Annotated in this window: 10 protein-coding genes; 3 read left to right on the forward strand and 7 right to left on the reverse strand. The window is 45.4% G+C overall.

What is annotated here, in order from left to right; translation table 11 throughout:
• The first annotated feature begins 287 nt into the window (after window positions 1-287).
• Window positions 288-2,165: a hypothetical protein gene (locus KVT28_RS16190; protein ID WP_217549273.1), complete on the forward strand. Its 1,878-nt coding sequence runs from the start codon at window positions 288-290 to the stop codon at window positions 2,163-2,165.
• Between the two features lie 164 nt (window positions 2,166-2,329).
• Here KVT28_RS16190 and KVT28_RS16195 read toward each other — a convergent pair whose 3' ends face one another.
• The 5 genes from KVT28_RS16195 to KVT28_RS16215 form a co-directional block, all read right to left on the reverse strand.
• Entirely contained in the window at window positions 2,330-6,382 is a 4,053-nt protein-coding gene (locus KVT28_RS16195) for an Ig-like domain-containing protein (protein WP_217549275.1), read from the reverse strand.
• A 296-nt stretch (window positions 6,383-6,678) separates the two neighbouring features.
• Window positions 6,679-7,692: a site-specific integrase gene (locus tag KVT28_RS16200; protein WP_217549337.1), complete on the reverse strand. Its 1,014-nt coding sequence runs from the start codon at window positions 7,690-7,692 to the stop codon at window positions 6,679-6,681.
• Between the two features lie 76 nt (window positions 7,693-7,768).
• The gene (locus KVT28_RS16205; RefSeq protein ID WP_217549277.1) at window positions 7,769-9,253 is read right to left on the reverse strand and encodes a TraI domain-containing protein; all 1,485 of its coding nucleotides are present in this window, start codon (window positions 9,251-9,253) and stop codon (window positions 7,769-7,771) included.
• 127 nt (window positions 9,254-9,380) lie between these two features.
• Window positions 9,381-10,367: an ArdC family protein gene (locus tag KVT28_RS16210; RefSeq protein WP_217549279.1), complete on the reverse strand. Its 987-nt coding sequence runs from the start codon at window positions 10,365-10,367 to the stop codon at window positions 9,381-9,383.
• Between the two features lie 78 nt (window positions 10,368-10,445).
• A complete protein-coding gene (locus KVT28_RS16215) occupies window positions 10,446-11,060 on the reverse strand; it encodes a hypothetical protein (RefSeq protein ID WP_217549281.1) in 615 nt (204 codons plus the stop codon).
• Window positions 11,061-11,373: 313 nt separating this feature from the next.
• Between KVT28_RS16215 and KVT28_RS16220 the strand changes: the two genes are divergently transcribed.
• Entirely contained in the window at window positions 11,374-11,946 is a 573-nt protein-coding gene (locus tag KVT28_RS16220) for a putative phage abortive infection protein (protein ID WP_217549283.1), read from the forward strand.
• 12 nt (window positions 11,947-11,958) lie between these two features.
• Here KVT28_RS16220 and KVT28_RS16225 read toward each other — a convergent pair whose 3' ends face one another.
• Window positions 11,959-12,846, reverse strand: coding sequence for an integrase domain-containing protein (locus KVT28_RS16225; RefSeq protein ID WP_217549285.1), 888 nt, complete (start codon window positions 12,844-12,846; stop codon window positions 11,959-11,961).
• 820 nt (window positions 12,847-13,666) lie between these two features.
• On the opposite strand from KVT28_RS16225, the gene KVT28_RS16230 reads away from it, so the two are divergent.
• Complete coding sequence (locus KVT28_RS16230) at window positions 13,667-14,005, forward strand: hypothetical protein (protein WP_217549287.1); 339 nt, start codon at window positions 13,667-13,669, stop codon at window positions 14,003-14,005.
• 18 nt (window positions 14,006-14,023) lie between these two features.
• Here the strand turns inward: KVT28_RS16230 and KVT28_RS16235 are convergent, their stop codons facing one another.
• The gene (locus tag KVT28_RS16235) at window positions 14,024-14,767 is read right to left on the reverse strand and encodes an HNH endonuclease (protein WP_217549289.1); all 744 of its coding nucleotides are present in this window, start codon (window positions 14,765-14,767) and stop codon (window positions 14,024-14,026) included.
• Between the last annotated feature and the right edge of the window lie 23 nt (window positions 14,768-14,790).

The raw sequence follows: 14,790 nt of genomic DNA on the forward strand, positions 1-14,790 counted from the left end.
TCTGATTTATTCTTATACCATTGATTATTTTTTATAATACTAAGTTCATCTTTGCCAACATCCCCCTCTAAATCAACTCCATTAATAGTAACAATTCACCTGAGTTATTTCTGTAAATTTTAACTAGCCTTGTTTTTTAGTTGTTTTAATTCAGATGATTATATTGAACCTCCCATTTCATGAAGAGCTTTTTACTACATTGTAAGTGGCACAGTTCAATATATTAATTTTTAATCGCATATAATCCTAATGGCCAGTTACTTTCTAATCTTTTGATGAGGTTATCCATGGCCAATGCGCCTAGCAATTCTAGTAGCACACTACAAAATTCAGTGGTGAAAACCGCAGCCAGTGTTATACAGTTACGTGATATTGCGGAGCTTAGAGCCACAGAACCAACAGCTGCAGGTGAAGTTGCCTCTGTACTTGAATATACACGTGACACAAAGATGGGTGGTGGCGTGTTTGTTTATGATGCAACAGACACTACTACAGAAGACGACGGTGGGCTGAACTTTGTTACCCCCGGTAAAAAGCGCTGGAAACGAGTACTCTTCGATTACAATGCAGCAACAGTGGTAGATTTTGGCGCAGTGGCCGATGGCAAAACCGATTGTATTGAAGCTGTAAAACGTATGTTCACATGGTCACAGAGAGTGCTTCCCTCTGCAGGAATTCGCTTCACTGCGGGTGAATTTAGCATGTCGACTTTTGACATTTCAAATAAAGAAATACTGCGTTTTAAAGTTACTGGTGCCTCGGTAAACTTTGGCTATTTCCCTACTACTACCTTAGTATTTAATTGGGAAACCAAACCACGCGGCCAGCATTTCTTCTTGGTTAATGCTCGCTATGCAGAAATATCTGGCTTTGTAGTAAAAGGAAAAAGCTTTAATCCTGATGGTACTATGTATGGTAATGGCGATGGTGGAACTGCTGTAAATAATATAGGTTTTTATTCGAATATTATTGAAGGCGGCCAATTCCTTCGTGTCAGCAGTATGGAATTTCGCTATTTGGGAGGTCGCGCTCTAGACCTTGTCGATACGCTGGATTGTAAAATCGACCAGTTTTATGCTCGATGCTGTCAGGATAGTATTATTTACGCACGATGGTCTGATCGTGAAGCTGGCGCATGGGATCACAGTACAGCCATTGAGCTGTCTAATTTCAACTTACAGTTTGGATATACTAAGCCAGTGCTAGATTTACCGCGCTGCACACAATCTTTCATTCGTAATGGATGGATCGAGCATTCAGACTATGCGGGCGACCTTACCAATGGCCAGTGGGTAATTGAAGGCTTAGCTATTGAGTCGACGCAAAAACCACTTAAACTAGGTTATTGTCGAGCAACAATCATTCAAAAAAGCATTCATAACCAGAGTGCAGGTTTTGATTACAGTACGGAAGGAATTGAGCCTTGGGCTTTATTGGCTGAAGGTGACCGTGGAGTATTGGAATTATCTGACTGGGGTGCAGTCATTCAAGGCTCACTCAACTACGATGTCATTACTTCTCAGCACCATATGGATAACCGCAAAGCTGACGATCAATGGTTCTATGTTGGCGAATTCAACTTCTCCGACGCTACGTCACAAATTCATGTTCGTGTGGTTGGCACGGCTCAATATCTTTCTCAAGGGGAAACCCAAACAGGATTCAGTAATCGTACACCTGAAGGTGTAGCCAATATCTATTTGCAGGCTCGCGATGGTGCAGACTCTATTGGTAGCTGGCATGGTGAAGGATCATGCCCTGTGGTGAAAGTTCATATTTCAGGCAATGGAGCCAGAACTAAGCTGTATGTGAAAATTGCTGCATATACGGGTTTTTCAATAGCTTTGGTTGAAACTAACGGGAAAGATCGCTATCAAGCTGGACTGTGTTTTATCTTCCGTAAAAGCTATACCGCATGTAGTGCAGATGAAAGCAAAACTTTGGATGCCGAAAAAGTAGTGGCGTTTGAACAACATTGGAATGGCAATAAAGATGTTGGTTTTGGCTATAACGATAACAAAGAACTTCTGGTGCAAGGCCCATACTTTTTTAAAGATGTTGAATATGAACCAGGAAAATGGAAGCGACGTCATTTCCTTAAGTTAAGAGTTAATGGAACCGAACGTAGCCTTGAGTTGCTTAGCGCGGATGATCCTACTAGCTAATAGATGAACGCTATCATGTAAGTATGTTTATCGTACTATTTCACGATGCCATGATTCATTGCTTTACTTAGTTATCCATAATAATAAAGCCGTGCGTTAATATCGCACGGCTTATTATTAAAGTGGAAATCAACCTAATGCTTTTTCTCTCTTGTTAAATTTTATTACTTGATACAGACGTATGCATTCGGTGGATATCCTGCGACGGGGTGGAAGTCACCCAAGCCAGCATATTCTGAATGTAAATCTACGCTGTTCACTGTCCATTCACCGCCAACATAATAATAAGTATTGGCATATTCACCAGATGTGCTGCGTTGTGCAAAGTCTCCGCCATTACTAATAAAGTTACTCACGTCACTGCGGTTAATTACACGACCACCACCATGAGCCAAACATGCTGCATTTGCACCCGATTCTGTACTCTGGGGGTAGTTCACATTTTGCGTCCAATAGAACTTGCCACCAACCTGGAATACTGTTCTTAAAGTTACGTTCTTATTGCCAGAGCTACCGTTGATGGCGGCAATGACATTTGCTACTCCATTTGAACGACTGGTTATCACGCCGTTTAGACCGATTACTGCATTTCCGTTTACGTCAGTATCTGAAGCACTGGCGCTTAGGTTGCCTAAAGAGGTGCTCCAGCTAACGCTCACTCCCGAAAGTTTATTACCGTTTGCATCTGTTACTGTCGCAGTCAAGCTAGCATCTTCACTACCGTTGGCCGTAATAATCGCTTTATTGCTGGCAACGGTCGCTACTTTCGCTGTTGTTGCATCACCGACTAAGTTTACTACTGCCGCATTCGTTCCGTTCCCGTTCACGTTTGCTGTAACAGATGCAGTGCCCGATTGTGTTCCACTGAGAGTGATAACTGCTTTACCACTCGAGTCTGTCATACTGCTGCTTCCACTCAGGTTTCCGCGATCGGTACTCCAGTTGACCTGATAGTTCACCAGCGGATTGCCATTTGCATCTTTAACTAGTGCAGTGTAAGTCGCCTTATCAACGTTGTTCGCAACCACAGTTGTCTTATCAACATTAAGATCACCGGCACCAATGCTTGCCGTGCCACCGTCAGCAGTAAAGCTTACTGCTGGTGCATTTACACTGCTGCCACTTCCAGGACGTGCTGCCAATACTGCGTTACCAGCCACCAAACTGCTCAGTGTCATTGTTGCTTTACCATTAGCGTCCGTCACACTTGTAGATCCTGCAAGGTCACCAAGGTTGCTACTCCAGCTTACATTCAGACCCACCACAACGTTGCCATTAGCATCTTGAACCAGTGCTGTGTAGGTTACCTGCTCCGTACCATTCGCTACTGCTACTGTCTTATTTGCTGTTAAGTCGCCAGCACCAATTACTGCCGTTGCCTCATCAGGCTTAAGCTGCACAGTAGGGGCATTGACGGAACCACCATTGACTGAAGCTTTTACTTGGGCGACGCCCGCTACCGCACCTGTCAGGGCAATTTTCGCCACACCATTCTGGTCCGTTACGCTAGTTGCACCGCTCAAGTTACCTAAGTCCGTGATCCAATTTACCGTCTGACCCGCCACTAGATTGCCATTCGCATCCTTAACAATCGCCGTATAGGTGGCGGCATCACTTCCGTTGGCTGTGATGGCAGTTTTATTTACTGTCAGATCGCCAGAACCAATAACCGCTGTGCTCCCGTCCGCCGTAAACTGCACTTGTGGTGCGCTGGCTGCTGCTGAACTACCTACTGCTGCTGTAACCTGAGCCACGCCTGCTGCTGTGCTACTAAGAGTAATAGTTGCTTTACCATTTGAATCAGTGACGCTACTACCATTACTCAGACCACCCAGCGTTGTAGTCCAGTTTACCGTTTGGCCATCTAACACATTGCCGTTAGCATCCTTCACCAATGCTGTATACGTCACCAGCTCACTACCATTCGCTAAAGCTGTTGTTTTGTCAGCGGTTAAATCACCGCTGCCAATAACTGCGCTCCCAGCATCCGCACTAAAGTTCACTACTGGCGCGTTCACTACGCCACTATTATTAATGCTGGCCGCAACTTGCACGTTACCTGCCTGCGTACTTCTCAGGCTCACCTGTGCATAACCATTTGCGTCGGTTTTACTCGTCGACCCACTTAGGTTGCCCGCGTTTGAACTCCACTTCACGTCCAGTCCTGCAACTGGGTTACCTTTTGCATCTTTAACCAGGGCACGGAAGGTAGCTGCTTCTTTACCATCTGCCAGTACGCTTACACGGTCTACAGTTAAATCGTTTTTATCAAGTCCCGCAGTGCTGCCGTCCGCTACGAAGTGCGCCTGAGTCTTAGCACTGCCACCATTCGCTGTTGCCGCCGTAACTGTCACTGCTTCTGCCACTACATCGCTGAAAGATAAAGCCGCTAGCCCCTTATCATCACTGACAACTGTTATGTTGCCTTGCGCCTGAGCTGAGCCGCTTAGGCTGAAAGTCACTGCTACGCCTGCTACTGAATTACCGGTCGAGTCTGTCACCTTCGCTTGTGCACGGTTTAACGCAACACCATTTGCCGCCGCACTGTCCGCCGTCATCGTCAGATCGCCGTCTGAAACTACCGCTGTTGCCGTGTCGCTTACTTGAGCCACAGTCACTGCCTTGAGGGCTGCGCCATCTATTGATGGGGTGATACTCACGCTACCAGGACGTGTACCGGCAGTTAGCGTCATCAAATAAATACCGTTGCTCTGTTCGCGAGCTGAACTTAGTGTCGCTGCCTTAACCGGCGCTTGCGCTACGCGGCTTTTTTTACTTAATGATTGTGTCTCTTGCAGCGTTGCAGTCAGAGCACCGGACATTCCTGTAATCGGTTGGCCGTCCGCATCGCGTAATGTAATACGCAGCTCTGAATTATCACTTCCATTTGCAAGAATGGTTGCCGGAGTTGCTGCAATATCACTTTTATCCAAGCTCACCGCTGGGCGGCTAACATTTACTACAGTGGAAGCCACACCAGAAGCATTGTTACGCGTATCGTAAGCCACTGCGCTCAATGGCCAGTTGTTTGCGCTATTCGCAACATACTTCGGAAGTACTATTTGATATTTACCGCCGCCCATGTCTTGCACCTTACCGCCAGCCGCTTTCAGTGCTGCATCGTTCCAAACAATACGCGATAAACCATACTTGCTGTTCAGCCCGTAACTAACTGGAACTATACCGCCACTTACTCCACTGATTTCCTTCGGTAGTGTCAGGCGAATTAACTCTTGCTTGCGATACTCCAGCACGATGTTGTTATTACGCTCTACCAAGTCTAAACCGCTACCTGACAGGGTGCGTGAAGCAGCAACAGCGCTGGCATCGAGTTGTTTAGCCAACGGCTCGCCCAGTTTCCAGCTCAGTTGAAGACCAAAAGCAGTTTCTGACTGACTGCCACCCGCTTTATGATCCGCGCTAAAGCTTACCAGCGGCACCGGCGTGTAACTCACACCCGCAGTTACCGCGTCGGCATCCTTCTGACGTTTCTCTTTACCGAACAGCGCTACTTCGTCGCCATAATATTTTTCATACATCAAGCGCCCGCCCACAGAAGGTAAAGTTGGTAGCCAGGCCTCGGCGCGTACGTCAAATCCATTTGCTGCACGTGCATCATAGTCCTCAAGTGAAGAACGCTTCCAGCCTGACAGGCGAGCGTAGCCGTTAGCCGAAAACTTCAGGTTATCGCGCCATGCTTCTGCGCCCAAGCCCAAGCGTTTATGACCCTCGCTTAGGTTGTGGTCATAAAAAGCGTTGTAACCCAGCATCCACTCGCCGGTGAAGTGTCGCTGCCCAACACCCAGGTTTGCCGTCATCTGACCGTCTTTACTACGTATGCCATTCTGTGTGAACAAAATGCGTGATTCGCTTTTGCTAATAGGAATGAGCACATCCGCCGAGCCACTCTGTGGTTTCAGATGGCGGTCAGTACCGAGCTCAACACGCGCTGTTCCGAACTGTGACATCCAAGCCTGCACTTCCTGAGTCGCCGCAGCACTCGCTTGCTGGCTCACGAAGCCTTCAAAAGCTCCGGGATGGCTCGCCTGTGGTAAGGCGTCAGTCCGCGCTGCAGCATCATCTGCTTCAGGATAGGATGCTGCCTGCACCGTGGTGACATAAAAAGGAGTCAGTGCCATACCGATTTGTACGGCAATTTGAGTCATGACAAGTCGACGAGCCCAGCGGCTAGCGACGGGATGGGTTCTCTTATTCATTACGATAATTCCTGAAGTCAGTGAAGGCCCGCATGGGGTACCAGTGACGACAGCTGGGAGGAAGTTGTGTAGTTCCGGCCGATACTGTCGTTTATGGCGCGGATTTTTGCAGGAATAGTCTTAGAACCGATCCAGGATTTGTCTTGACAATTAAAAGTTGAAAGAAAGAATAAATAAGAATTAATCGGGTAAATCCACAAGGGGTTTTGAGAGAAAGATAAAAAAAAAGCCCAGGGTTTGTAAATACAGCCCGAGGCTTGTCCGATGATATATATCAATAAGAATTAATAGTGTCACTAAGGTGGAAGAGTTTTAGTCAGCCTATTATCAGTATAAAGTCCTAGCTCTTTTTCAAGAGTTTTTCCAGCAATGTCCAAGTTAATATCAATATATTCCATTGTCGTGCTAACACTTCTGTGGCCAAGTAATCCCCGCACCATTTGAAGGTTTCTGCCTGGTGATTTCATCAGTTCGGTGGCTAAAGTATGGCGAAACCTGTGCGGTGAAACAGGAAAACCACATTCTTTAGATAATCGTCTAAAAAAAGACTTTATGGGTTGTAAAAGGGGGATCTCTGGCAATTGACTTCGTTCATGATCACTGCACAAGAAACGATTAACATCAAATAATGCATCATTTAACTCAGCACCATTTTTTATCGCCGAACGAATTAAAATATCCAATTGAATTTTCAAGGGAGCAACAACTGGTACACGCCACTCTCGATGTGTTTTACTGCCATCAAGACGCAGCTCGATCCAATTCTCCTCCAGATTTACGTCCTTGAGCCGTAAATGCATTAACTGATTCACCCGCATGCCGGTATAGCGAAGGGTATCTAACACCGTTATCCAATACCATGCAGGATACAACGCACAACGCTTCATTTCGATGGTTGTAATCTTCTGATCCATATCAGCGTACTGCTGCATTAATAAATAAACACGGGTTAATTGCTGGCGCGATAACGTCTTTTTTCGCTTGTTATCGGCTCGCATTGAAACGTCGTTGAAAGGGTTTTCAATCTGATTAACGAGGTTGGCTTTAATGGCAAAATTAAGCAGCGCGCGTAGATGTGCCACTTTATTATTCCAGGTGTTGGCAGAAGATTTTTCAACGTTAATTACATGACGACGCCATTGCTGAACGTCGCGGCGACTGATGTCGCCCGGCTTCTTTTCCTCACCGTAATATTTACGGAAAACATTAACTACTTTGCGATAGCTCCACTCTGTATCCGGGCGAAGTACTTTCACAAAGAAGTATTCATCGAGTAAAAATTCCCAGCTAGTATCGCTTATCTGACTCATAACATTTCCTTTAATCAGCAAAATAACCGCTGCTCCCATAGCAGCAACTCTCCTCCTTACACCTTCCTGAAAAGCGTCAGGGAACCTCTAAAAACTGGCTATCATCAGGCACATGATTGGCCTGAAACAGCACTGTGGATTTGACCAGATAGCCTTTCACACGTTTATAAGGGCCGTTACGGTCGGCACTGTTGTAGAGAGTGGCAAACGTGAAGCGCTTGCCGTTGTTACGCCGATGTCGGTTAAGTCTTTCAAACCCTGCCTGAACGTTTTCACGTTCGTCTGCAGACTGGCCGGTATGTTTCAGATAACGATAAAAAATGCCCGGTACCAGCAAGAAAACAAAACCTGCGACCAGTTGCACACGTGAATCTGCTTCATTGCATGCTATCGTTCCATTTTCGAGACCCTCACTCAGCCAGTACCAAAAGGCCTCGCCGACCTGTTTCTTTGAAATTTGTGAGATTATCCCAGGTGTTACAAGGGCCGATTCTTGATCAGGTTTTTGCGTTTGATAAGTATTTTTGACGTTTATTTGATCACTTTCGGAAGATCCGTAGGTCATGAAATCAATAACTTGGTGATCGCTGTCTGAATTTATTCCTATTTTTTGGGTTTGATTTTCATCTAAATCAGAACCAACACTCCATTCCTGGTGACGGATTTTAAATTGTTCTTCGAGGTCAAAACTGGCTCCAGCCTGTGACGTCACATTACCTTGATTAAAGTATTGCTCGTAAACATCATCGAGCTCGGGTCGTGGCGGGTTTTTGTGCGTTTTAACGTCCACCGCACGAAGATGTAATTCCTTATCATCGACGTGAGTATTTTCTGCTAAATTTGATGGCTTCCGACTGAGCCGATCTGAAACTCTGTTAATTAAATCGTGGATCTGTTTTTCCGGCGATTCCAATCCAGCTAACTCTAAATAAAAGCAATTTCTTGCATCGGGCTGAGTTTCAATCCACTTGAGAGCTTCTTTCGGCAACATGGCAACAGTAAATGCGAGGCGAGTTACGCCTGCAGCTTCAGAGCCAAAATCAACGTGATTAAGCTGGAAGCGGAACTGTTGTTGCGGCGCAATTGATAGCGGATTCCAGTTATGGCCATCATCCAGTTCGCCCTCAATGTTCAGCAATTCCGGAACATACCAGTAGAGCGCCATCCAAAACACCAGGCAATTCCAATGGCTGCTCTGCGCTGATTGGTCCTCAAGCAAAGCATTGGCAGGCAGGATCATGCCTTTCGCCAGTTGCATCATTACCACGATGTTTTGCAGCGTCAGGTCAAGTAAACCGCCGCTGTAACCCCATTCAGGAAAGCGTCCAGCGGGCAGATTTTGATAGCGTTCTGACAGCGCTTGTAGCGGCTCCAAGCAAAATGAATTGAACAGTGATCGTGACAGCAAGGAACTCTGCCAGATCTTTTTTACCTGCATCTGCCGCGCCGGTGTGCCGAGCAACGTTTGATAGTTTTGCGGTGTGAAGTAGCCTTCGCGTTTAGCCGGAATTGACGGCTGAATAGTGCCGCGTCTTAACTTGTATTGTAATTTTGGGAACATGATTCACCTCCAGATCGGAGGCACTATCGTTCCGGACTGCAAGTAATCACAGCCTAAAATCATTTTTGAAAAATGTGATTAAATTGCCCATTAAAAAGAAACCATCCCCGAAGAGATGGTTTTGGTTTCAGGCGGCGTCTTGTTCAACCTCTGCATTGAGCGGCTTCAAAAGGTATTCAGATGCTTCACGCGCCATGCGGCTTGCGCGGAACAACGCCTTTTTGTCTGACTTCAATATTGTCAACCAGTGATCGATATAGCTATCGTGCTGCACCTCACCGTACACACCTAAGTGAGCACACAGGAATGCGCTACCCAACTCAGCAATCAACTCCTCAAATGCATAGACAGGATCGCCAAACCGACGCGTTGTTGAAGTGATGCCATCACGGTTTAGACGCTTAGCATGCCCGCTGGAATGCACCAGCTCATGTAGCAACGTTGACCAGTAATCCGCGCTGGTAAAAAACTGCGACGTTTTCGGTAAGACGATTCGATCAGAAGCAGAATTGTAATACGCGCGATTTTGCTCGACGGAAGTCACCTGCACGCCAGAAGCGTTAAGCATCTCCAGTATCTTCTCATGCGTATCAGTATCCAGCTCGCCATCATCCTGGCCATCCAGATTTATGACAGATGTTGGTGTAACGGATTCAGGCAGTTCATCGCATTGCTGCACGTTAAACAGTGGAATGCTGCGTAACATGATGCGTTGTTCCATAACCGGATCGCCTTGCGCATTTCTGCGTGTCTGGCCATCTTTGTCAGTGGACTCAACCTCAAACGGTTTGAAGAAAACAGCAATGGTCGATTTCTCACCCTTGCGAACGTGGCCACCTAGAGCTTGCGCCTGTTTCCATGTCAGCCAGCGGTTGGACTGAAAGCCTTGCTCCTCGGCAGCTAACCACAACAACATGATGTTTACGCCGTTGTAGTGGCGGCGGGTCGCAGCGTTGAGTGGTATCGGTGATTCAGCCGAACGCTTGCTGTCTCTCCACGGTTTAAGCCAGGGCAAAACCCCTCGCTCGATCGACGCGACGATTTTGTCCGTGACCTGCTGATAGAGATCAACATTGTTGGTTGATGACTTACGGGATTTGGTTTTGGTCGGCATGGGATACTCCTTACGTGGCGTATCCCTTCCCGTAATGGCGAAGTGATACGCCATTGGGCAGGTTGAAATTGAGGGTGATTACTCGGGGTTATTGAGGATTGCTTCAGGTATTGGCCACTGGCCACCTAAGTGCTTCGTTAGCCACTCCTGAACATCAAGCCATTCTGCAAGCGTGCCATCCGATGAGATGTCATAGCAGCCGATGCAAAATCGATGTGCCAGTAGTAGCGTGGCTTTCACCATGAAGTCATAAGGCCGGTCTGGTGACCAGTTGAACGATGTCTTGCAGAATTCACTGCCAGACGAATGTTGGCCAAGGAAGAAACTTTCATACTCAAGATCTTCCTTCTCTTCGCCGTTAAAAGAGATAGCGGGTTGTCGAATACCGCTTTGTACTATTAGATCAGCGGGCTGCAGTAGTGGATAACGGCCATCACTTGTGCAAAGCACCAGTGGCTGCTTATAGCCGGGAATATGCCGATTTTGTATTATCAAAAACACGTTTGATAGCTGTACGGTGAACAGTAACCACTGATCGTCAGGAACTGATTTCAGTTGGGTGTAGCAATGGCAATAGCCCATGGGTAAATCCTCCAGATGTGAAAAAGGGGATTTATCCGCTAACGGGAGTAAATCCCCGTTAGGGTGGGTAATGCGTGCCGTGTGGCGAGGTGATGAGAGAACCTTAACCATATTGGATGGCACCCGCTCTAAAGGTGTGCGGATATCGGGACCGCCAGTTGGCGCTTCTTTTCAGGTCCGTGAAGCCTATTTATCTCAGCAATTGTAGTTTACCACTTAAAAGAGAGCAAAATGAGAAGTCATTTCAAAAAAAGAGGTTCAATTTACTTATACATATCATTAATGTTGGTGGTATTAGGATATGCAGGAGTAATACTTTACAAAACTAGGCCTATTGACGTTTATTCAATGGAAAAGGCTGGGCTTTTTGGTGATAGTTTTGGTGTGATCACTTGTTTTTTTTACAGCTTTGGGGTTTATTGGTTTGCTAATTAACCTAAAGGAGCAAAGAGCTAATAACAATAGGCAAATTTTTGAAACTAATTTTTTTCAAATGCTAAATCACTTAAACGAAATAACAAAAGATGTTGGTTTCACTAAAACACACATGGAAGACCCTGACTCAATCTACTATGGTAGAGAAGCAATCTTTCATTTAGCAAGCATATTCAAGAATTATTACGGGTATAATTTATTTAATCATGGAAGTGATTATGAAAAAGATAAAATTGAGAATGTAATAATTAACTTTGAATCATTTTGGGATGACCATGGAGGTAAGCTTAGTCATTATTTTAGATGGCTTTACAATATGCTTAACTTCATCGAAAGCAAGAAGGATATTGATAAGGGTTTTTATGTGAAATTGATCTCTGCTCAATTATCTAATCAAGAACTACTCCTGATGTTTTATAGCGCGCTAACACCGCGAGGGTTTAACTTTCAAAAGTTCATCATAAAATATCAAATGATGAGTAACTTTGAATCTTCAGAATTATTGGATGAGTCGCATTCTAAGTTCATGAGTAAAGCAGACTTTTGGAGTAAAGCACGATAGTAAATGCAATTGTTATTTGTTATATACCTTTGCAATATATGTACCTCGACCATCCCCATGCCCCAAATCCATTGAAACCATGGCTTCAGCTTCTTTCCTGCTGAGGCCTTTTCTAACATGCCATTCTGTAGCCTCTCGCGAATACGCATATCTCAAACTGTGTGGTGCTTCTTTCCCTGACAGTCCAGAATCTTTAGCTACATTTCGGTAGCGATCGATCGCACTCCTCAGCCCAGCTTTATCAACCAACTTACCGCCATGTTCTGATGAATAAGCCACTGCTGCATTTAAGCTGTGCACCAGTTCTTCGCGCCTAACGACCGTTGTATATCTCGGCCTACCGCCTTTAGTACCGAACACTACACGCAATCGCTCATCCCCGCGCGCCAGCGCCTGCTGCCAAGTCTTTAGCGATTTTGCCGACTGTACTGCCTCTTCCGTTCTTAGGCCGAGATAACGAGCAAGCTCCATCGCCAACGCGACACCTTCGTCTTTACTGCGTACAAGGGCGAGCGCCTCGTGAAAGCGCTCGTCCGTAATTGCCGTCTTTGATCCGGCTCGACTGGCTCCAGACAGGTTTAGCGCATCGTTACTCAACTTCTCATGCTTTGGATCAGCCAGTTTTGTTCTGCCAGCAGTGGCCAATATTGCGCGCAGCGCCGCCATCTCGTTCTGCAGTGTGCGTTTTGAAATATCTTCCGCCAGGCGGCTACGCACGTAATTCTCGATGTGGTGGGTTTTAATATGATTCACGTCCCTTATCTGGATGTTTAGCTTCAGCATCTGCTCAGCCAGCCGTGCTGCTATGCGCGAACGATCGGCAACAGTTTTAAAACTGCCGCCAGATTGTCTGGCCAACGTCACCAATTGTTTACTGAACTGCTTGTTTCCACGCGACATACATCCTCCAAAACATCTCTACCCCGACGGCACGGTTTCAGGTTGCGCTTCCTGCGTCTCAGCGGATATCTGTGCATCGGGGCGGCGAAATGTTGAGTTGTTGCGAGGTCTCCACAGCTCTCAGAGCTGATCGCGGCTAATGCCGGTTCCTGATTACTCAGGACGCCTCCGTCCGTCAGGTTCGCTGACGTCGCCTTGATATCGCGTTGATTTCCTCCTCAGATAAGTTGCCAACGTTCATAAAATGTTGGGGCAGTTGATGGTTGTAATAACGGACTACGTCTTGGTCAGACGGTAAGCGTCATCGCAGAAGGCCGTATTACGTGGTGTTGACGTATACGCGCTGCGCGCGTCACTTGGTTGTTGCTACGCGCCAACGCAAGTGACGCCGCGCAGCTTCTGCCTGTATTTGCGAGGTCCGTTCGTCGCCAAATGTTCCAAATGGCGGAAACGATCACGCAAACTGGCCATGCGCTGTAGCTGGTATCGATGAGATGAAGTTGATTGAACCGTAGTGAAGTGGTGGAAACCTTGGGCGTTGCTTTTGCCCGCTACTTGCAAAGGTTGAGTAGCTTTGCCGGTTATCCCGGATGCAGCCGCCAAATGGCGTTTCTCACAGGCTGCTGAAACTTTCGCTGATGACCGCCGCTAAGGTGCCCCTTTCAGGTCATAAGGGCTTTGTTGGTTGCGTAAACAACTAAGGCAACGCTTAAAACACTAGCAATATCGCCAGAAATGGTCAAACTTAAATCAAATTGATAGGCTCAAAACTAACCCTTCTTCAGGTCGACTAGCTGGAAATGATGATATGAGAGGTTCAATGAATAAAACCAAAAAATCACATCACGGTCATACGCATGAGATAGCTCGAAGGTTCATGGCTGCTTTAAATTCTCTTATTCTGAATCTTGGAAAAATATTGAGAATTAAACCTAATTTAGCTAAATCATTGTTGCTAGCACTAGTTATTATATTATTCATGTGCATTATTTTTGGAGGAGTGTTCGCCATTGCTGTTTCTTTGGTGATTGGGGCTATGATTTGTGGCGTGAATGTATTTTCTTCTTCCTACATTCCATATAACGAAGAGCGTTCAGAAAGTGAACACAACTATGGTTCCAATGGCTCAAATGGTTCTGACGGCTCCACCGGGTCGTAGCACCACCTTTGATTATAGTTAGTCTTCATACACCTTTTTTATGATTTCCATGCATTCTGCATGTGCCATTTTATGTTCAGAGAATTCTTTAGTTAAAAATAAGAAGAAAGCTTTTTTCACTTGAGGTAGTTCAATGAATATGAACTCATCAACCTTGTGGAAAAAATAAAAAGACTCATTTTTCGTTGAAAATACCAGTAACGAGTTAAATTTTTGTTGCTTCTTTTTAGTGAACAAACTTCTCCTTGACCTTCTTATTATATTGAAAACCTTGAATGGTGTGGTATCAATGTCACCCCAAAACATTGCTATAGGTATTGTTGATAAATAAGGGATGAAATCTTTTCCTTTGTAACGTAAAAAATTCGATCTTAAATCTTTCAGTTGTAGTTTAAAGGCTATGTATTGTAGCCACCAGATAACACAATCTACATCTTTTGTATTAAACTGATCGCCATCCTTTTCTAAAAAAAGTCTTTTTAGATAATCCTCAAATGCCCCTAGTAAATCTGAATTGCAAGTTTTACATGCTAGGACTGTTGTTTTTATATAGCTCGCTGGTTGATTGTTGAGAGTATTAACTAGGAATTTTTCGGGATTGCCATCAAATGACCATTGAGGTAAAACATGTTCTTTTGTTATATCTTCGTTAGTCCCACAGAGAATACAGATCGTAGATTGATGATCCTTAATTATTGCATTCATCACTAAACTCTGGGAGTTCTTTATCTTTTTTCTTAAGATGCTAAATTTTTCATCCATAATTTAAATAAATCCCTTTAATT

The organism is Pantoea sp. GbtcB22 (assembly GCF_019091025.1).
Lineage (GTDB): Bacteria > Pseudomonadota > Gammaproteobacteria > Enterobacterales > Enterobacteriaceae > Pantoea > Pantoea leporis.

What these genes read in the sequence shown, in the direction of transcription:
- KVT28_RS16235 (WP_217549289.1), bottom strand. Translation starts at nt 14,767, where the DNA reads ATGGATGAAAAATTTAGCATCTTAAGAAAAAAGATAAAGAACTCCCAG.
- KVT28_RS16225 (WP_217549285.1), bottom strand. Translation starts at nt 12,846, where the DNA reads ATGTCGCGTGGAAACAAGCAGTTCAGTAAACAATTGGTGACGTTGGCC.
- KVT28_RS16200 (WP_217549337.1), bottom strand. Translation starts at nt 7,692, where the DNA reads ATGAGTCAGATAAGCGATACTAGCTGGGAATTTTTACTCGATGAATAC.
- KVT28_RS16210 (WP_217549279.1), bottom strand. Translation starts at nt 10,367, where the DNA reads ATGCCGACCAAAACCAAATCCCGTAAGTCATCAACCAACAATGTTGAT.
- KVT28_RS16190 (WP_217549273.1), top strand. Translation starts at nt 288, where the DNA reads ATGGCCAATGCGCCTAGCAATTCTAGTAGCACACTACAAAATTCAGTG.
- KVT28_RS16195 (WP_217549275.1), bottom strand. Translation starts at nt 6,382, where the DNA reads ATGAATAAGAGAACCCATCCCGTCGCTAGCCGCTGGGCTCGTCGACTT.
- KVT28_RS16215 (WP_217549281.1), bottom strand. Translation starts at nt 11,060, where the DNA reads ATGGTTAAGGTTCTCTCATCACCTCGCCACACGGCACGCATTACCCAC.
- KVT28_RS16230 (WP_217549287.1), top strand. Translation starts at nt 13,667, where the DNA reads ATGAATAAAACCAAAAAATCACATCACGGTCATACGCATGAGATAGCT.
- KVT28_RS16205 (WP_217549277.1), bottom strand. Translation starts at nt 9,253, where the DNA reads ATGTTCCCAAAATTACAATACAAGTTAAGACGCGGCACTATTCAGCCG.